A 17,445-nucleotide genomic window follows, 5' to 3' on the forward strand; every position below is an offset into this window, starting at 1 on the left:
GGCTTAGCTGAACACCCGTGGGTCTGGCCCAAGCCGCGTGCCGTTGTCCAGCGTGGCCATTGCGGCCATCTCATCCTCGGTCAGACTGAAGTCGAACACATCCATGTTCTGCGCCAGCCGCCCCTCATGCGTGCTGCGCGGAATCACCGAACAGCCCAGCTGAACATGCCAGCGCAGGATCACCTGCGCCGGGGTCTTGCCGCTGCGGTTGGCAATCGCCTGCACCGGGGCCGCATCAAAGGCCTGCCCCTTACCCAGCGGGGTCCAGCACTGCGTTGCAATCCCCAATCTGTCATGCAACGCCCGCAACTCAACCTGCTGAAAGCCGGGATGCAGCTCGATCTGGTTCAGAACCGGAGTCACGCCGGTATCTCCGATCAGGCGCTCCAGATGATCGCCCATGAAATTCGACACGCCGATGGATCTGACCCGACCCTCTTCGCGCAGCCGGATCATTGCGCGCCATGTGTCCAGATACAGCCCCTTGTCCGGGCAGGGCCAATGGATCAGCAACAGGTCCGGCTCCAGCCCCAGCCGCGCCACCGACTCGTCAAAGGCGCGCAGGGTCTCGTCATGGCCCTGACGGTCATTCCAGATCTTCGTGGTCACAAAAACCTGCTCGCGCGGCACAGCAGCGTCGCGCAACCCTTGGCCCAAACCGACTTCGTTGCCATAGATCGCTGCCCCGTCGATCAGCCCGTAGCCCATGCCGATCGCCAAAGACACGATGCGCCCGGTCTGATCTGCCGGAATTTGCCAGATTCCCAGCCCAAGCGCCGGAATCCGGTTTCCATCATTCAGTTTCACCACAGTCATCGCCGTCCCCCGCAAGTCAGGGCCGCAGGGAACAGATTTCGGGGGGCGGATGCAAGAGAGAACTGCCCGCGATTGCTGCTTTCCCAAATACTCCGGGGGAGTCGCGCGTCGCTGCGATAGGGTCAGCCAATGGCGCAGCCTTGCGCGGCGGGGGCAGCGCCCCCCGAACAAACGGCTTGCCCCCGCCCTTCGCGGGGGCAAAATCAGATCACCTTTGGCCGATCACGCCTGTCGGCGTATAGGCGGCAACGGTCAGGTCAATCGCGCGACCCGTGGCGGCACTTTCCTGTGCGGCCATGCCGATGGCCACCGCCCACCAGCCATCAAGCAGGCTGACCTCTGGCCGCACTTTCCCACGCACTACACGGGCAAAGCCCTGATGCTGGTAAAAGGTACTGCCATTGTGATCCCCTGCCGCCAGCAATGCCGGGTCCACTGGTACCTCCAGTTCATGCGGGCCTTTGGGGTTGCGCGGGCTGACGATCACCTTGGGCACCGGGGCTTCACCCAGATGCGCGGGCCAGAATCGGCCGGGTCCGGGGACAAGGCATTCAATCTTGCCCTTTGGCCCCACCGCCGAGATTTCTTCCTGATAGCGCGCGCCTTCGGCGAACATACACAGCTCCAGCATCGCGCGCAGCCCGTTTGCGAACTCGACGATTACATAGGCATTGTCCCAGATATCCGGGGTCTGGCCGTCATAGCGCTCCTCCAGATGGTTCACCCCTTGGCCCGCCGATGCCATCACCCGCACCGGATCGCACCCGGCAATCAGTCGCATCAGGTCAAAGAAATGGCAGCATTTCTCGACCAGTGTGCCCCCAGTGTTGCGATTGAATCGGTTCCAGTCGCCCACCTTTTCCAGAAACGGAAAACGGTGTTCGCGAATGGTCAGCATCCTGATCCCGCCCGTCACCGCTTCGGCTTGCGCAATAAGACGGGCCACGGGCGGCATATAGCGGTATTCCATCGCCACCCAGATCGGGGCCGGATAAGCGTCGCGCAGCGCGGCCAGACGCGGCGCGTCGGCAGGGTCGGTGAACAGTGGCTTTTCACACAGGATCGGCAGCGGCCTGATCGCGGCAATTTCCTCCAGTTGTGCCAGATGCATGAAATTCGGCGACACGATCAGCAGGCAGTTGACTGCCGGATGCGCCACCACATCGGCCAGTGTGTTCATCATCACTGCCCCCGGTGCAAGCGCCGCCGCCAGCGCCCGCATCGCGGGATCAGGCTCAAAAATCGCCGCGACGCTTGCGCCGTCAATCAACGCGATGTTGCGCAAATGCTCTTGCCCCATCATGCCGCAGCCGATGATGCCATATCTCAGAGTCATGAAAGCCTCATTTCAGGCGGGCGACATAAGCCACGCGGTCAGGGTCATACCAGGTGAAAGAGGCTTCGACCGACTGGCCGTCCTGCCCCCATGTAGTGCGGGTGATTTTTGGCAGCGGAGTGCCTTGGGCGTGTGGAAAATCCGAAGGTGCCCAATCGGGCAGGGGGCCAAGGCCCACTCGGTCTTCGGCCCGTGCGATCCACAGATTCAGGCGTTGGCGGTAGAACAGGTAAAGCGATTCTGACAAGTCTTCGGGTCCAATCCGGCCCACCAGCGCGCCATCCAGCCAGATCTCTTCGACCGCTGCCACGGTTCCCGATAGAAAGCGCAAACGGCGGATGCGGTGGCCTTCAGCACTGCGACCAAACTCTGGCAGGGTGGGGTCTTTGGGCAGGCGGTCCACCGACAGCACGCGGGCGGTCGGCAATCCGCCACCTGACAGCAGTTCGATCCGCAACAGAGCATAAACCGACGTTGGGTCGGCCTTGGCGCGGATATAGTTGCCAGAGCCCTGGATGCGTTCCACCAGCCCTTTGTCAGTCAGCGTTTTGAGCGCCTGCCGCAAGGTGCCAACGGCAATGCCCAACCCGGCCGCCATCTCGCGCTCGGGCGGCAGACGTTCGCCGTCAATCAGCCGCCCCGCCGCGATATCGCGGATCAAAAGCTCGCTGATTTGCAGATATAGTGGCAATGCGCCGTGGGATGACATTTTCTGGGTCGCCAATTGATATATGATTGATCTACATGAAATGCGGTGCTACGCAAGAGAAAAGATGCATCTCATTCGCGGATTATGTGGAGGGTTCGACATGACAGTGGTGCCAGTCACCTCGCCCGATCTGGATGCCAGCGAGATCAGTTGGTTTGCGGCGCTGTGTTCGGATGACTACGAATATCTGGGCGTGCCGGACGGGGCTCTGCGGTCAAGTTGGACACATTGTTCGGGCATCGTCAAGCGGGCGGAAGGGCACGGCTTTCGCAACATCCTGTGCCCGTCGTCCTATCAGGTGGGGCAGGATACGCTGTCTTTCGTGGCAGGCTGCGTACCGATTACCTCCTCGATCAACTTTCTGGCTGCGATCCGCTGCGGCGAGACGCAGCCCGTGATGCTCGCCCGAACCGTGGCGACGCTGGACCATATGTTGCAAGGGCGGCTGACCCTGAATGTCATCAGCTCGGACTTTCCGGGCGAGGTCGCGCAAAGCGCCTTGCGCTACAAGCGCAGCCACGAGGTGGTGGAAATCCTCCGGCAAGCCTGGACGCGCGATCATATCGAATACGCGGGTGACGTTTATCAGATCACCAAGGTTTGTGCTGACCCTGCCCGGCCATATCAGCAGAACGGCGGGCCTTTGTTGTATTTCGGCGGCTATTCCCCCGATGCGCTGGAACTCTGCGGCGCGCAATGCGATGTTTATCTTATGTGGCCGGAAACCAGGGACATGCTGGCGCAGCGGATGCGCGATGTGCATGCCCGCGCGGCCGCCCATGGACGGACATTGGATTACGGCTTGCGCGTTCATATGATCGTGCGTGACACCGAGGCCGAGGCTCGGGAGTACGCCGAGCATATCGCGAGCAAGCTGGACGATGAATACGGCAAACTGATCCGCGACCGCGCGCATGATTCCATTTCGCTAGGTGTGGCGCATCAGGCGCGGGCGCGCAAACTTGCCGATCAGTTCGGCTATACCGAGCCGCATTTATGGACAGGTATCGGCCGGGCGCGGTCTGGCTGTGGCGCGGCGATTGTCGGGTCCACCGATCAGGTGCTGAGCCAGATTGAAGAATATCGAAAAATGGGCATCCGCGCGTTTATCTTTTCGGGCTATCCTCATCTTGATGAATGTGACCATTTCGGCACCAAAGTGATGCCGCAACTGAAAACCTGCTCTTTGCCCCACGCTTATGGCCGTGTGCCCGCCAGCACGCCTGCCACACCTTTAGGAAACGGACCCCGCCGCTGATGGATAAAATCGCCCTTACGCCCGAAGTCTCTCTGTCGCGTCTTGTCTATGGCATGTGGCGGTTGGGGGATGACGAAAACACCACCCCCGCTTATGTGCAGGCCAAGGTTGAGGCGTGCCTTGCGCAAGGCATCACCACCATGGATCAGGCCGATATTTATGGCGGCTACACTGCCGAGGCGATCTTTGGCGCGGCACTGCACTCGGCTCCCACTCTGCGCGACCAGATCGAGATTGTGACCAAATGCGATATCGTTGCCCCCGCAGGGCGGCACGCGGCAGCGCGGGTGAAGTATTATGACACCGGGGCCGCGCACATCAACGCTTCGGTCGAGGCATCTTTACGTGATATGGCAACCGACCGGATTGATCTGTTGCTGATCCATCGCCCCGATCCGCTGATGGATCATCACGAGACTGGGGCGGCGCTGGATGCGATGGTGGCTTCGGGCAAGGTGCTGGCAGTCGGCGTGTCCAACTTTCGACCTTGGGATTTTGAATTGCTGCAATCGGCGATGGCTTCAAAGCTGGTGACCAACCAGATCGAAGTAAGTCTGAGCGCCCATGCTGCGTTAACCAACGGGGATGTAGCCTTTCATCAGCGCCATGGCCAACCTTTGATGGCGTGGAGCCCGCTGGCTGGGGGCAGCCTGTTGTCGGGGGCCGATCTGCGCCTGCGCGATGCGCTGCACCGGATCGGCGCAGAGCAAGGCACCGATTGGTCAGCTGTGGCTGTGGCATGGCTGTTGCGGCATCCCGCGCGGATACTTCCGGTGATGGGGACCAACAGCCTTGACCGGATTGCAAAACTTTCCGACGCCTGCCGTGTTGAAATGGATCGCCAGACGTGGTTCGAGCTCTATACCCATGCGATGGGTCATGAGGTGCCGTAATGGCTGATGGAGCGATGATGACAGAACAGGTGTTCACCCCCGAAGGCAATCCGCGCGCGTTCCGCGACGCGTTGGGCCGTTATGCCACCGGGGTTACCGTGGTTACCTGCACCACCGCAGACGGGCCGATGGGGTTTACCGCCAACAGCTTTGCTGCCGTGTCGCTGGACCCAGCCCTGGTGCTGTGGTCACCCGCGAAAACCTCCAGCCGGTTTGAGCATTACGCGCAGGCGCGCCACTACTCGATTCATGTGCTGGAGGCGACCCATGCAGGATGGCTGCCGCGCTTTGGTCGCGGTGGCGCTGGCTTTCATGGGTTGAGCCATGAGCTGAACGCCGAAGGCGTGCCAGTGATCCACGGCGCACTGGCCCGGTTTGATTGCGCCCAGCACGCCACTTATGACGGCGGCGATCATCTGATCGTTGTGGGCCGCGTACTGCGCGCGGCTTACCGCGACGGCGCACCACTGGTGTTTTCGCAGGGCGGCTACGGACAGTTCGTGCAGGGGGGCTGAAGGCGGACTTGTGGCTGAGGGCGGACTGGGGCTCTGCCCCAGACCCCGGGATATTTAAGAACAGAAAATGGGCAAAGAGCAGGGTAGGGTGCGGGAACGCGCCGCGCCTTTTCTAAACCGGAATATTGTCGATCAGGCGCACGCCATCCAGCCAGCAGGCTGCCAGCATCCGGCGTGGGCTGTCGGGATCGTCAGACGGCATCAGCGTGGCGGCATCGCGCAATTCGATATATTCCACCCGGTCAAACCCAGCCGCACGGATCGCTTCAGCGGCCTCACGAATGGCCATCCGGTCGGATTGCCCGGCACGGATGTCATCAGCTGCCGCTGTGATGGCCGCGAAAAGCACCCCTGCCTTGGCCCGACCCGCATCGGTCAGCCGCACATTGCGCGAGGACATGGCCAAGCCGTCCGTCTCACGGATAGTCTCGCAGCCCACGATATGCACCGCCAGATTAAGGTCGCGTACAAGGCGCAGCACCACCTGCAACTGTTGCCAGTCCTTTTGGCCAAAATAGCCCCGGTCGGCCATCGTCATGCCCATGAGTTTGGTGACGACTGTGGCCACGCCGTCAAAATGACCAGGGCGCATCCGGCCCTCCAAGGGTTCGGACACGCCGCTGACGGAAACCACCGTCTTGAACCCATCAGGGTAGACCTCATCGCGCGATGGCGCAAAGATCAGGTCCACGGGAACAGTCGCCAGCAAAGCCGCGTCGGCCTCTTCTGTGCGGGGGTATTTCAGCAGGTCATCGGGGTTGTTGAACTGCATCGGGTTCACGAAAATCGTGGTGATCACCCGGTCACAGTCTCGCCGTGCTGCGCGGGCAAGGCTCAGGTGGCCGTCATGCAACGCGCCCATGGTGGGCACGACGCCAATGGTGTCACCGGATGCCCGCCAGGCGCGGGTGTGTTGGCGCAGCTCGGCGACAGTGCGAACGATTTGGGGAAGGGTCACGATTTGGCTTTCGCTGGCAGCACATCCGCAAAGGCGTGTTCCGCGGCTGGAAACTCGCGCGCGCGGACTTCTGCGGCATAGGTAGAAATCGCGGCATCGGCCAGCTTGCCCAGTTCGGCATAACGTTTGACGAATTTGGGCCGGAAATCAGTAAACAGGCCCAGCATATCGTCGATCACCAGCACCTGACCGTCGCAATCCACCCCGGCGCCGATGCCGATCGTGGGGATGTTCAATGCCGCTGTGATCCGACTTGTCAGCCCCTGCGGCACTTTTTCCAGCACAATGGCAAAGGCCCCCGCCGCCTCGCATGCCTTGGCATCGGCCATCACCTTGTCGGCCTCACCGTCGCGGCCAACCACCTTGTAGCCGCCAAGGGTATTCACCGCTTGTGGGGTCAGGCCGATATGCGCCATCACCGGCACCCCGCGCGTTGTGAGAAAGGCGATGGTTTCCGCCATATGCGCACCACCTTCCAGCTTCACGCAGGGCGCGCCGGTTTCGGCCATCAACCGGGCGGCGTTGCGATAGGCCTGCTGCGGGCTTTCCTCATAGCTGCCAAAGGGCATGTCGATGATGGCCATCGCCTTTGACAGCCCGCGCACGACCGAACGGCCATGCAGGATCATCATCTCCATCGTCACGCCCACGGTCGACGGCATGCCGTGCAGCACCATCCCAAGGCTGTCGCCCACCAGGGTCATATCGCAATGCGGGTCCACCAGCCGAGCCATCGGTGTGGTATAGGCGGTCAGCACCACCAGCGGCTGCCCGCCCTTGCGGGCTTTTATGTCGGGCGGCAGAACCGGGCGAACAGAGGTGGTGGCGCTCATCTTTCGTCTCCTGCCAGTGACGCCATGGGGGGCGTCCATAAACTGCCTGTCATCAGTGCATGACCGCGACCAGATGCGCAAGATTTTTGCGCTGCGCTGCGGCAACTTCGGTGGGCTTGACGTTGCGGCCTTTGGCATGCCCCATAGCCACTGCAAAAACCGGAGGCTTGCATGTCCCTGATCGAACGCGTGACCCAAAGCGCAACCTTGCCCGAAGTAGATCGCCCAGACCCTGCCAAACTGGTGTCAGGCGACCCGGTGCATACCACGTGGAATATCGAGGATGTGGATGGTCTCTATTGTGGCATGTGGGAATCGACCCCTGGTGCGTGGCAGGTGTCTTATGCGGAATGGGAATATATTCGCATCCTGTCGGGGTATTCCATTCTGCGCGGCGAGGACGGGTCGGAAACGCATCTGCGCGTGGGCGACAGCTATATCATCCGGCCCGGCTTTGCGGGTGTGTGGGAAGTGGTGGAAACCACGCTGAAAGATTACGTCATTCGGGCTTAGGCACAGGCTTGGGCTTGCGGCTGACCATCGCCACCCCTGCACCCGCCAAGGCCAGCCCCAGCCATGCCAGCGGCGGCATCGCCTCACCCAACAGGGGCCATGCAAACAGCGCTGACATCGCGGGCACAAGATAGAACAGCGCTGACACCCGGCTGACCTCACCCACCCGGATCATCGCCAGCAACAGCGACATGGCCAGCAGTGAATTGCCGATAACCAGATAGGCCATTACTGCAATGAATTCGGCATCCCAAGTGATGCGGAAGGTTTCGGTCAACAGTGCAAGCGGCAGCGTAAACCCGGCCCCAACTGCGTACTGGATCATGTTTGATGTGACCGGATGCAGGCTGATGCCAAACCGCTTTTCATATAGCGTGCCTGCAGTAATGCCGATCAGCCCGCCGACGGCCAGCAGCAGGCCCCACGGGTTTTCCGCCTGCACCTGCGACCGTGCAAGGATTACCACCAACGCCCCCGCCAGCCCAAGCCCAAGCCCCGCCCAAGCGCGACGGCTGACGATTTCCCCCACAAAGCGCGGTGCGATCAGCGCGACAAGGATGGGCTGGAGGCACACCACAATTGCGACGCCCGCTGCGGAAACCCCGGATTTGAACGCCAGATAGCACAGGCCGAAATAGCCCACCTGAATCAGAAAGCCGACCACCGCGACATCTACCCAACCGCGCAGAGTGGCCGGCATCGGTGGGCGCAAGGCGACGACAAAAGGAAGCAGCACCACCAGCACAAGGCAGTAACGCAGCGCCAGAATGGTCATCGGCTCGGCATGCGTAAGCCCCAATTTGGCAATGGCAAAGCCAGCCGACCACAAGACCAGAAACACGGCCGGGGCGACGATCAGCCAAAGGGGGCGGGAAGGGTTCATGACGTGGACTATCGCGGGGCCCGCGCAGAAAAGAAAGGGGCCCCGCACGCCATATCAAAGCGTTACGTAGTCACCATCACCGCCAGTGACCGGCGCGCCATCGCGCGGATCATCAAATACCGGGGCCTGTGTGTTGGCATTGGGGCCATAGATCACATCAGGATCAACGGTGCGGGATGGCAGGTCGATCCCGCGCCCGAAATTCTCGGGATCAACTCGCAGGGCTTCGGCTTCGGTGCGGACATGAACAGGCGTACCCAGCGGCACCAGTTCAAACAGGTCGATGATGTCTTGATTGAACATGCGGATACAACCCGCCGACCCTGAATTCCCGATCGACTCCATGTCATTGGTGCCATGGATACGGAAATAGGTGTCGCGCCCGCCTTTATAGAGATACAGCGCCCGCGCACCCAAGGGGCTACGCAGGCCGCCCGGAATACCTCTGGAAAAGGGGCCATAAACACTTGGCTCACGGCGGATCATATTCTGTGTCGGCGTCCAGCCCGGCCATTTGCGCTTTAGCTGGATCGTGCCGTTCCCGGCAAAGGCCAGACCGGCGCGGCCGACCCCAACGGGGTAGCGCACGGAATTGGACCCTTCACGTACGAAATACAGGAACTTTGAATAGGGATCGACGTCAATCGTGCCAATAGGCTGCTCGCCCAGATATTGACCAGTGATCCGGCGGTTCGGGCTTTGCGTGTATTCGGCGGGAATGCCGGGCAATGAAAAACCGCTGTCAAAGATCGGCCCATATCCTGGCAGGTAGTTAGCAGACAGTCCGGGTTGATTGTCCCCCGACACGGCGGGCGCACAGGCGGAAAGGGCGGCAAAACCAGACAAGGCAAGAAAGCTGCGGCGGTTGATTGGGGCAAAGGACATGTGAAGCCTTATAAAACGAGTCGTCTGTTACCTATCATGCGAACTTGCTTAACGAAAAGACCCGGGAAGAAGTTCCTTCCCGGGTCTTTACTCATATAGTGTTCATGTCACTGTCATGCAGCAGTCGTGACCTGCAATGATCACTCGACCTTGCCGATTGACCAGAACAGGGTCTCGCCGGACGAGTCGGCCACGCCATCGTTGTCGGTGACAACCCAGCCCGTCCCGGTCGCATCGATGGCAAAGCCTTCGACCTTGTCCACGATATAGCCGTTCAGCACCGCCAGATCTGGCAGGAAGTCGCGTACCAGTTCCTTGGTCACAACCGGCAAGGCGCCGCCCAGTTCGGCGGGCTGCATTTCCGTCACTGCCACGCGGTACAGCTTTTTGGTCACGGCCTTGTCTGCGATCTGATTGTCCCGCTCGATGATATAGACCCAATCGCCATGCAGGGTGATTTCCGACAGACCCATCCATGCGCCCGTCGTGGGGGTGTCCAGCGGGTAATGCACCGCCCCCCATGTCTTGTCGGCTGTGTTATAGGCCAGCAGTTTGGCCATGCCCTTGGGGTCGTCCTTCCACTCACGCTGCACAGCCATCCACAGCCAGTCACCGGCCACGGTGATGCCCTCAAATCCGAACCGGATTTCATGCGGCAGCAGGGTTTCGGGCAGGGCTATTTCTTGCTTGATCTCTCCATTCTCGTTCACATTGTAGATCGCATGCGGGATCAAACGGTCGCTGCGGCCCTCTGATGCCAGCCAGAAGCCACCCTTGCCGTCGGGCGCGATGCCTTCGATGTCAAGTTTCTGCGCCGGATGGCCGCCGCGGGTGATGTCCAGCGCGGCGGTAATTCGGGCTGGCGTCTGCATGGCGTCGATGGTGTAGATGCGTGGCATCGCGCCATACACACTGTCAGACACGGCATAAAGCTGGCCGGGTTCTGTGCCCGCGGTCAGGCCAGACAACGCGCCCCAGCCGATCAGCGGATCAGACCCTGGGCTGGTCAGCATCGGGTAGGCGGCGGGTGCCTCGGTCCGCTCGTAGATCATGACATGCGCCGGGGCGAGACCATCTGCGCGCAGGTCCACCTCATTTGCGGTGATCAGCAGGTTGCGCTCCGGGATGGTCGCGATGCCTTCGGGCGACACGCCCGACGGCAGCAGCTGGCGCAAGATCGGGTTGGTCGGGTCGGTCAGGTCATAGACCGCGATCACAGACCCACGTTCGGACGCCACGAACGCCATCGGCACACCGTCAAAGGTGTCGAACTTCACCGATTCCAGCTCTGTGCCCTTGGTGTGGCTCCGGTGTTCCGGGTAGTGGCCGATCTCGGCAATCGCACGCTCCAGCGAGGCGCCTGAATCCCAGACCAGCGTGCCATCCTTGTGGAAAATCGACCATGTGCGGCTGCCACCCTTCCAGTCGCCTTCATTCGCCATTGCGACATGATCGCCGTCGATCCATGCAATTGCATCAGGCTCGCGTGGCACAGCGCCCTTGGTTTCAGCAAAGTCCAGACGGCCATCGCGCTTGGTGTCGATGCCCGACACCCCTAACTCGCCCGCGTTGAAATGGCTGGTCACGGTGCCATCTGCCCCGATTACCACGATGTGGTTGTTTTCCTGCAGGGTGACAACAATTTCACCCGCAGCGTTCACATCTACATATTCCGGCTCTGGATCTTCAGGCGCGATATCGGCCAGCCCGGTCAGGTTGATGCGCAGTTGTGCCGCGCAATCAGCCACACCGTCCACGACTGGCAGTTTGACGACATATCCTGCAGGCATCTGCGGCAAGCCACCATCGCCCAGATCCTCGTCACGCTCATTCTCGATGGCAATGGCGAGGAATGACCCGTCCGGTGCCTTGGCCACCGCATCCGGCTGGCCGCCGATGTCGCATTCAGCAGTGATTCTGCGGGTGGCCGGATCAATCGTCACCAGCTTGCCCGACGGGTTGGTAAAGCTCTCGCTGGTGTTCACGCCAGCAAAAATCTTGTCGCCGATGAACACGGCGGTCGTTGGCTCACCACCCACGTCGATATTGCCCATGGCCTTCGGCGCACTTGCGTCGCTGATGTCGATCAGGCCGACCACGCCCAACGGGCTGTCGGTGTAGACCAACGTCATTCCATCCTCGGACGCAGAGATGATCTCGGCGCTGGTTTCGCGCGCTGCATCTTCGCCCGTAGCCATGTTCTGAGGCGTGGCAAAGCTTGCAATGCGGTTGAAGTTCATGTCAGCCAGTGCTGGGAACGCGGCAAAAATGGCCAGCGCAGACGTTAGGCCAAGGGGTTTGATCGGCATGGGGGCATCCTCGTTCAGTCAAAAAGTCCTGCCGAGGCTTGGGCTGCTTAGATCAAGATCTGATGATGAGCGTGTGACCGTTGCATGAATTTCCGCATCGGCGAAACTTTGCCGGGAACCATTTGGCTGTCACAAGTGTTAGTCAGCATAGCCCCCGCAAGCGGGGCGTCAGAAAGGGACTATGATGGCCATTGAATCACTTCTTATCATTCTGCTCGTCGGCGCAATCGCAGGCTGGCTGGCCGGACAGATCGTCAAAGGCTACGGCTTTGGTCTGTTGGGCAACATTGTTGTCGGGATCGTCGGCGCACTGATCGCTGGCTTTTTGTTCCCGGCCATCGGCCTTGGCCTTGGCGGCGGCATCCTCGGTTCGATCATCGCGGCCACGCTTGGCGCTGTGATCTTGCTGTTCCTGATCCGCCTGATCAAGCGCGCCTGAGCGCTTTGCCAGCACAGACAAAGGCCGGGGAGACCCCCGGCCTTTTCATTTACTGCCCTTTTTCGTTTATCCCACCACGTTGAAATCTGGTCCGTAGGGATAGTGCGTTATGTCTTCGGGCGCATCTTCGGTCACGACAAAGATATCATGCTCGCGGTAGCCGCCCGCACCCGGCTGGCCATGGGGAATGGTCAGCATCGGCTCCATTGAAATCACCATGCCGGGTTCCAGCACTGTGTCGATATCTTCGCGCAGCTCCAGCGCCGCCTCGCGTCCGTAGTAGTGCGACAGGATGCCGAAACTGTGGCCATAGCCAAAGGTCCGGTATTGCAGCATGTCACGCTCGGCCAGGAAGGTGTTGATCTTGGACGTAATCTCGGCACAAGACGCACCGGGCCGCAGCAACGTCATGCCGTATTCATGCGCATCGATGTTGTGCTGCCACACTGCCATGGATGCCGCGTCCACCTCACCCACAAACAGCGTGCGTTCAAGCGCAGTGTAATAGCCCGAGATCATCGGAAAGCAGTTCAGGCTAAGGATATCGCCGCGCTTCAGCTTGCGGTTTGTCACCGGGTTATGTGCGCCATCGGTGTTCAGCCCTGACTGGAACCAGACCCAGGTGTCACGGTATTCCGCATCGGGAAATCGCTTGGCAACCTCGCGTTCCATCGCGTCGCGGCCCGCTATTGAAATCTCCAACTCGGTCGCCCCAACTGCAATGGCCTCTCGGATGGCATAGCCGCCCACATCAGCCACATTGGCCCCGTGCTTGATCAGCGCAATCTCGGCGGGTGATTTCATCATCCGTTGCTGCATGGTTGCGGGGGCGATATCCATGCCGCGCTTCGGCTTCAGGAAAGCGTTGAGCTTTTCGGCCCGCTCCATCGTCAGATGATCGGCTTCACAGCCGACCGCCTTTCCGGTTCCGGTGATGCTGGACACGACGCGCCAGAAATTGTCGCGCGTCCAGTCGGTATAGGTGATGTTGTCGCCCACAGACCGGCGCCACGGCTGGCCCGCATCAATGCCGGCGCTGACGGTGACGCAGTCGGTTTTGGTGACGACACAGGCATAAGGCCGGCCAAAGGTGCAATACAAAAAGCCTGAGTAATAGGCGACGTTGTGCATGCTGGTCAGCACCACTGCATCAAGGCTGTGCAGTTCCATGATATCGCGCAGACCGGCGAGACGGTCTTCGTAGTCGCTAGCCGCAAAGGGCAGCGCATCTTTGGCATCGCCATTGTGGAAACGGTAATGTTCAGGGCGGATCAGTTCCATGTCAGACCTCAATCATGGGGCCGGACACACTGCCCGGAACCCCGAAAGGTCCCGGCGTGCAGGACGAAAGCGGCGAGGCCGCAAGCAGCGGAAAGAATTTTCCTTGTGGCGACGCCATCGCCACGGCTCGCGCGCATCATGCCCGTACCGGATAATTGCCGCAAGGGGCTGGTTGTGGGGTGGGGCGGGTACTTTTGCACGCATCAAAGAGGTACCCGCACCCACCACCCGCCGTTACAGCGCGTCCAAATCTGCCGCTGAATGGCGCTCTGGCAATTGCTCATGCGGCTCGCCCCAGTTGCGGTTGACCTTGCGGCCGCGCGTCACCGCCGGGCGGGCGTCAATCTTTTCGGCCCAAGCCATGACGTGTTTGTAAGACGTCACATCCAGAAACTCTGCGGCATTATAGGCCCGGCCCAGCACCAGCCCGCCATACCACGGCCAGATCGCCATATCGGCAATGCTGTAGTCATCGCCCGCCACATAGGCATGTTCGGCCAGCTGCCGGTCCAGCACGTCAAGCTGGCGCTTGGTTTCCATTGCATAGCGGTTGATCGGGTATTCATACTTCTCTGGTGCATAGGCGTAGAAGTGGCCAAAGCCTCCTCCCAGAAACGGCGCCGATCCCATCTGCCACATCAACCAGTTCATCACTTCAGTCCGCCTCGCACCTGAAGCGGGCAGGAATGCCCCGAACTTTTCGGCAAGATGCAGCAGGATCGACCCGGATTCGAACACACGCAGCGGTTCAGCGCCCGAGTAATCCATCAATGCAGGAATCTTCGAGTTGGGATTCGCGGCGGTAAAGCCCGAACCAAACTGGTCGCCATCACCTATCTTGATGATCCACGCGTCGTATTCAGCGGCATGCCCTGCCTCTAGCAGTTCCTCGAACATCACGGTGACCTTCACCCCGTTCGGTGTCGCCAGTGAATACAGCTGAAACGGATGGTCTCCGCGTGGCAGATCCTTGTCATGCGTGGCCCCGGCAATCGGCCGGTTGGTGCTGGCAAACTGCCCGCCGTTTTCTTTGTCCCAAGTCCAGACCTTTGGCGGAACGTAGGTGGTGTCGGTCATGGTGGTCCCCATTTGATTGGTCGCGCTTTGGACAAAAACCTAAGCGCTCGGTCCGTTGTCGGCAATGGCCGCAAGTTGCAGGGTCACTGTGCGCCCCTGCTGTTATCGCCAGATCACAAGTCGCCCCGGCCCCTGCGCGGCCAAAATCAGCAAGCCTCCCGCAACCGACCAGTTCTTGACCATGATTGTCACTTGCCAGTGGTCTGCCCGAAGCTGCCAATGGAAAAAGCTGGTCATCAGACAATAACCTGCCAGCCCTGCCGCCCAAAGCGCTACGCGCGGCCCCAGCACCAACCCAAGCGCTGCAATCAGGTTGAACAGCGACACTGGCCAAGCCAAAGCCCCCGGCAATCCCACGCCCGCCAGCATCGCCTGCACCGGCGCCGGATCGGCCAGCTTTTGCACCGCTCCGCCAAAAAACAACAGCGCGATCAGAACCCGTCCGGTAAAGTTGAGCCAGTCCGCCATCACACCGACCGCATAATCCCGCCATCCACCCGCAGGTTCTGCCCGGTGATATACCCCGCCGCGTCCGACGCAAGGAACGCCACCGTTGTCGCAATCTCCTCGACCCGGCCATAGCGGCCCATCGGGATGCGGGCGCGGAACGCCTCTTTCTCGGGCAGGCTGTCGATGAAACCGGGCAGCACATTGTTGATGCGAATGCCCTTGGGCGCGTATTGATCGGCATAAAGTTTTGTAAATGCCGCCAGCCCCGCCCGCGCCACGCCACTGGTGGGAAAGGTCGGGTCCGGCTCGAACGTGGCGAATGTGGTGATGTTGATAATCGCACCCTTACCCTGCGCCGCCATGATCGGGGTCACGGCGCGGATCGGGCGCACGGCCGACAGGAAATAGATCTCGAACCCCTGATGCCAGCCCTCATCGGTGATCTCGACCAGCTGCGCGCGTGGCCCATGGCCTGCGCTGTTCACCAGCACATCAATGGGCCCGAAACGCTCCATTGTGGCGGCGATCAGCCGGTCCACATCGGCCTGCACCTGATTTGACCCTGTAACACCCACGCCGCCCAGTTCTGTCGCCAATGCCTCGCCCTTGCCGGATGAAGACAGGATCGACACGGCATAGCCGTCAGCAGCCAGCTTGCGCGCCGATGCTGCCCCCATGCCGGACCCGCCGGCCATTAAAACCGTTACCTTTTGCATTTGCGTTCTCCCGTGCCCCTCTGCTGCACCCTGCCATGCCCCGCGCGGCGGTGAAAGGTCTTGCCAAAGCCCGCGATTTGCGGCCCCCTTGGCCCATGCGCCCCGGACCCAGAAACCTGATCACCGATGTAGACGGACTGCGTGTCGGCCAGTCGCAAGACTCGGCCCTGCGCTCTGGCGTTACGGTGCTGACAGCGGACCGCCCCTTTACGGCGGCGGTGCATGTTATGGGCGGTGCGCCCGGAACGCGAGAGACGGATCTTCTGGCACCCGATCGGTTGGTGCAACAAGTCGATGCGCTGGTGCTGTCAGGCGGATCTGCCTTTGGCCTCGATGCCTGTTCGGGTGTGGCCGATGCGCTTCGGCTAATGGGGCGCGGCTTTGCGGTTGGCGATCAGCGGGTGCCGATCGTGCCGGGGGCGATCCTGTTTGACCTGCTGAATGGTGGCGACAAGGCATGGTCCCGCAACCCTTATGCTGCATTGGGTGCGGCGGCCTTGCACGCCGCTGCCGCAGATTTCGCGCTGGGCACCGCAGGCGCAGGCTACGGTGCCACCACGCAGAACTGGAAAGGTGGCATCGGCTCAGCCTCTGCCGTGCTGCCCTCGGGCCTTACCGTCGGTGCCTTGGTTGCGGTCAACGCGCTTGGCTCTGCCACAGCCGGTGACAGCCGCCACTTCTGGGCCGCCCCGTGGGAAGAAGATGACGAATTTGGCGGCCTTGGCCCCGCCCCGCGTCAGCCCCCCCAAGATGCACCCCTGCCGCGCAAACGCACGGGCCTTTCAACCACCATCGCCATCGTCGCCACTGATGCCGCGCTGACGCAGGCGCAGGCCCAACGCATGGCCATCGCCGCGCATGATGGTATGGCCCGCGCCCTACTGCCCTCGCACACTCCGCTTGATGGCGATCTGGTCTTTGCCGCCGCCACCGGTGCGCGTGTGCTGACCGATCCGCTGACCGACAGCTTCCAACTCGGCCACGCTGCCACCACCTGCCTTGCCCGCGCCATCGCCCGTGCCGTTTACCTTGCCACGCCTCAGCCGGGTGATGTGCAGCCAGTGTGGCGTGGCCACGGTCAAACGCCTTGATCCACCGCTGATTCTCTGTTCCGCTTGTGGTGCATTTACAATGTAGTTTGGATGATCCGCTTTGCCGCCATCCTGTTTCGATTGAGCGTGATGGCATTTTTGTGGACCATTGCGCAAAATCTGTCAGGCATGGCGTTGGCAGAGGGCCGGCATGCCTTGCTTGTCGGAATAGACAGATATGATCGTCTGGATGATCTGCAAAAGGCGCGAAACGACGCCCGCGCAATGGATCAGGCACTGCGCCGCGCGGGGTTCAGCACCACACTTCTGGAAGATGCCGACCAGATCAGCTTCCTTCAAGCCGTCGCCGATTTTTCGGCCCGCATCGAACCGGGTGACGAAGCCGTGGTGTACTTTGCCGGCCACGGAGTCGAAATCGACGGCAAGAACTAACGTTTGCCCGCTAAAACCCCGGCGGCTGATCCGGGTTCACAAATTGTGCTGTCCGCCCGGTCAATCGCGGTTGATGCGCCGGTGGATGCC

General features: G+C 61.1%; 19 protein-coding genes. 7 read left to right on the plus strand and 12 right to left on the minus strand.

What is annotated here, in order from left to right:
• Positions 1-3: 3 nt before the first annotated feature.
• The 3 genes from Q8K08_RS13335 to Q8K08_RS13345 all read right to left on the minus strand — a co-directional run bounded on the left by Q8K08_RS13335 (position 4) and on the right by Q8K08_RS13345 (position 2,861).
• Positions 4-816: an aldo/keto reductase gene (locus Q8K08_RS13335; protein WP_304800354.1), complete on the minus strand. Its 813-nt coding sequence runs from the start codon at positions 814-816 to the stop codon at positions 4-6.
• Positions 817-1,024: 208 nt separating this feature from the next.
• On the minus strand, positions 1,025-2,152 hold the full coding sequence (locus tag Q8K08_RS13340) for a Gfo/Idh/MocA family protein (RefSeq protein WP_304800352.1): 1,128 nt from the start codon (positions 2,150-2,152) through the stop codon (positions 1,025-1,027).
• 7 nt (positions 2,153-2,159) lie between these two features.
• A complete protein-coding gene (locus tag Q8K08_RS13345; RefSeq protein WP_304800350.1) occupies positions 2,160-2,861 on the minus strand; it encodes a GntR family transcriptional regulator in 702 nt (233 codons plus the stop codon).
• Positions 2,862-2,961: 100 nt separating this feature from the next.
• Between Q8K08_RS13345 and Q8K08_RS13350 the strand changes: the two genes are divergently transcribed.
• Genes Q8K08_RS13350 through Q8K08_RS13360 form a run of 3 tightly spaced genes read left to right on the plus strand, consistent with a single transcriptional unit; the run spans position 2,962 to position 5,527 of the window.
• On the plus strand, positions 2,962-4,119 hold the full coding sequence (locus Q8K08_RS13350; protein WP_305250350.1) for an LLM class flavin-dependent oxidoreductase: 1,158 nt from the start codon (positions 2,962-2,964) through the stop codon (positions 4,117-4,119).
• Positions 4,119-5,012 (plus strand): aldo/keto reductase family oxidoreductase, encoded by an 894-nt coding sequence (locus Q8K08_RS13355; protein ID WP_305250351.1) that lies wholly within the window; start codon positions 4,119-4,121, stop codon positions 5,010-5,012. Before Q8K08_RS13350 ends, Q8K08_RS13355 begins: the two co-directional genes overlap by 1 nt.
• Positions 5,013-5,029: 17 nt before the next feature.
• On the plus strand, positions 5,030-5,527 hold the full coding sequence (locus tag Q8K08_RS13360; protein WP_304800391.1) for a flavin reductase family protein: 498 nt from the start codon (positions 5,030-5,032) through the stop codon (positions 5,525-5,527).
• Positions 5,528-5,639: 112 nt separating this feature from the next.
• Here Q8K08_RS13360 and panC read toward each other — a convergent pair whose 3' ends face one another.
• Positions 5,640-6,485, minus strand: coding sequence for a pantoate--beta-alanine ligase (gene panC / locus Q8K08_RS13365; protein ID WP_304800344.1), 846 nt, complete (start codon positions 6,483-6,485; stop codon positions 5,640-5,642).
• Positions 6,482-7,318, minus strand: a complete 837-nt coding sequence (gene panB, locus Q8K08_RS13370; RefSeq protein WP_305250352.1) for a 3-methyl-2-oxobutanoate hydroxymethyltransferase — start codon at positions 7,316-7,318, stop codon at positions 6,482-6,484. The genes panC and panB overlap by 4 nt, the downstream gene beginning before the upstream one ends.
• A 171-nt stretch (positions 7,319-7,489) precedes the next feature.
• On the opposite strand from panB, the gene Q8K08_RS13375 reads away from it, so the two are divergent.
• Positions 7,490-7,831, plus strand: coding sequence for a cupin domain-containing protein (locus Q8K08_RS13375; RefSeq protein WP_304800340.1), 342 nt, complete (start codon positions 7,490-7,492; stop codon positions 7,829-7,831).
• On the opposite strand, the gene Q8K08_RS13380 is transcribed toward Q8K08_RS13375, so the two are convergent.
• From Q8K08_RS13380 to Q8K08_RS13390, 3 genes are all read right to left on the minus strand, one after another.
• Positions 7,818-8,714 carry a DMT family transporter gene (locus Q8K08_RS13380; RefSeq protein ID WP_304800338.1) on the minus strand — a complete coding sequence of 299 codons (897 nt, stop codon included), beginning with the start codon at positions 8,712-8,714 and terminating at the stop codon, positions 7,818-7,820. The genes Q8K08_RS13375 and Q8K08_RS13380 overlap by 14 nt on opposite strands.
• Positions 8,715-8,768: 54 nt before the next feature.
• The gene (locus Q8K08_RS13385; RefSeq protein ID WP_305250353.1) at positions 8,769-9,599 is read right to left on the minus strand and encodes a L,D-transpeptidase; all 831 of its coding nucleotides are present in this window, start codon (positions 9,597-9,599) and stop codon (positions 8,769-8,771) included.
• Between the two features lie 140 nt (positions 9,600-9,739).
• On the minus strand, positions 9,740-11,908 hold the full coding sequence (locus Q8K08_RS13390; RefSeq protein ID WP_305250354.1) for an esterase-like activity of phytase family protein: 2,169 nt from the start codon (positions 11,906-11,908) through the stop codon (positions 9,740-9,742).
• A 184-nt stretch (positions 11,909-12,092) separates the two neighbouring features.
• On the opposite strand from Q8K08_RS13390, the gene Q8K08_RS13395 reads away from it, so the two are divergent.
• A complete protein-coding gene (locus Q8K08_RS13395) occupies positions 12,093-12,347 on the plus strand; it encodes a GlsB/YeaQ/YmgE family stress response membrane protein (protein ID WP_304802579.1) in 255 nt (84 codons plus the stop codon).
• Between the two features lie 66 nt (positions 12,348-12,413).
• Here the strand turns inward: Q8K08_RS13395 and Q8K08_RS13400 are convergent, their stop codons facing one another.
• The 4 genes from Q8K08_RS13400 to Q8K08_RS13415 all read right to left on the minus strand — a co-directional run bounded on the left by Q8K08_RS13400 (position 12,414) and on the right by Q8K08_RS13415 (position 15,871).
• Positions 12,414-13,622, minus strand: coding sequence for an aminopeptidase P family protein (locus tag Q8K08_RS13400; RefSeq protein WP_305250390.1), 1,209 nt, complete (start codon positions 13,620-13,622; stop codon positions 12,414-12,416).
• Between the two features lie 240 nt (positions 13,623-13,862).
• Positions 13,863-14,705 (minus strand): glutathione-dependent disulfide-bond oxidoreductase, encoded by an 843-nt coding sequence (yghU, locus tag Q8K08_RS13405; protein ID WP_305250355.1) that lies wholly within the window; start codon positions 14,703-14,705, stop codon positions 13,863-13,865.
• Positions 14,706-14,807: 102 nt separating this feature from the next.
• Entirely contained in the window at positions 14,808-15,173 is a 366-nt protein-coding gene (locus Q8K08_RS13410) for a DoxX family protein (RefSeq protein ID WP_305250356.1), read from the minus strand.
• A complete protein-coding gene (locus Q8K08_RS13415; protein ID WP_305250357.1) occupies positions 15,173-15,871 on the minus strand; it encodes an SDR family oxidoreductase in 699 nt (232 codons plus the stop codon). The genes Q8K08_RS13410 and Q8K08_RS13415 overlap by 1 nt, the downstream gene beginning before the upstream one ends.
• A gap of 95 nt (positions 15,872-15,966) precedes the next feature.
• Between Q8K08_RS13415 and Q8K08_RS13420 the strand changes: the two genes are divergently transcribed.
• Positions 15,967-16,962, plus strand: a complete 996-nt coding sequence (locus Q8K08_RS13420; RefSeq protein WP_305250358.1) for a P1 family peptidase — start codon at positions 15,967-15,969, stop codon at positions 16,960-16,962.
• Positions 16,963-17,013: 51 nt separating this feature from the next.
• The gene (locus Q8K08_RS13425; protein ID WP_304803857.1) at positions 17,014-17,355 is read left to right on the plus strand and encodes a caspase family protein; all 342 of its coding nucleotides are present in this window, start codon (positions 17,014-17,016) and stop codon (positions 17,353-17,355) included.
• Positions 17,356-17,445 lie beyond the last annotated feature (90 nt).

Origin of the sequence: Pseudotabrizicola sp., from assembly GCF_030684215.1 — a bacterium.
In the GTDB taxonomy this organism is placed as follows: Bacteria; Pseudomonadota; Alphaproteobacteria; order Rhodobacterales; family Rhodobacteraceae; genus Pseudotabrizicola.

Excerpts from the sequence above, each read along its gene's own strand:
- Q8K08_RS13380 (WP_304800338.1), bottom strand. The coding sequence starts at position 8,714 with ATGAACCCTTCCCGCCCCCTTTGGCTGATCGTCGCCCCGGCCGTGTTT.
- Q8K08_RS13350 (WP_305250350.1), top strand. The coding sequence starts at position 2,962 with ATGACAGTGGTGCCAGTCACCTCGCCCGATCTGGATGCCAGCGAGATC.
- panB (WP_305250352.1), bottom strand. The coding sequence starts at position 7,318 with ATGAGCGCCACCACCTCTGTTCGCCCGGTTCTGCCGCCCGACATAAAA.
- Q8K08_RS13385 (WP_305250353.1), bottom strand. The coding sequence starts at position 9,599 with ATGTCCTTTGCCCCAATCAACCGCCGCAGCTTTCTTGCCTTGTCTGGT.
- Q8K08_RS13420 (WP_305250358.1), top strand. The coding sequence starts at position 15,967 with ATGCGCCCCGGACCCAGAAACCTGATCACCGATGTAGACGGACTGCGT.
- yghU (WP_305250355.1), bottom strand. The coding sequence starts at position 14,705 with ATGACCGACACCACCTACGTTCCGCCAAAGGTCTGGACTTGGGACAAA.
- Q8K08_RS13390 (WP_305250354.1), bottom strand. The coding sequence starts at position 11,908 with ATGCCGATCAAACCCCTTGGCCTAACGTCTGCGCTGGCCATTTTTGCC.
- Q8K08_RS13375 (WP_304800340.1), top strand. The coding sequence starts at position 7,490 with ATGTCCCTGATCGAACGCGTGACCCAAAGCGCAACCTTGCCCGAAGTA.
- Q8K08_RS13410 (WP_305250356.1), bottom strand. The coding sequence starts at position 15,173 with ATGGCGGACTGGCTCAACTTTACCGGACGGGTTCTGATCGCGCTGTTG.
- Q8K08_RS13425 (WP_304803857.1), top strand. The coding sequence starts at position 17,014 with ATGATCCGCTTTGCCGCCATCCTGTTTCGATTGAGCGTGATGGCATTT.
- Q8K08_RS13345 (WP_304800350.1), bottom strand. The coding sequence starts at position 2,861 with ATGTCATCCCACGGCGCATTGCCACTATATCTGCAAATCAGCGAGCTT.
- Q8K08_RS13415 (WP_305250357.1), bottom strand. The coding sequence starts at position 15,871 with ATGCAAAAGGTAACGGTTTTAATGGCCGGCGGGTCCGGCATGGGGGCA.
- Q8K08_RS13340 (WP_304800352.1), bottom strand. The coding sequence starts at position 2,152 with ATGACTCTGAGATATGGCATCATCGGCTGCGGCATGATGGGGCAAGAG.
- Q8K08_RS13395 (WP_304802579.1), top strand. The coding sequence starts at position 12,093 with ATGGCCATTGAATCACTTCTTATCATTCTGCTCGTCGGCGCAATCGCA.
- Q8K08_RS13355 (WP_305250351.1), top strand. The coding sequence starts at position 4,119 with ATGGATAAAATCGCCCTTACGCCCGAAGTCTCTCTGTCGCGTCTTGTC.
- Q8K08_RS13360 (WP_304800391.1), top strand. The coding sequence starts at position 5,030 with ATGACAGAACAGGTGTTCACCCCCGAAGGCAATCCGCGCGCGTTCCGC.
- Q8K08_RS13335 (WP_304800354.1), bottom strand. The coding sequence starts at position 816 with ATGACTGTGGTGAAACTGAATGATGGAAACCGGATTCCGGCGCTTGGG.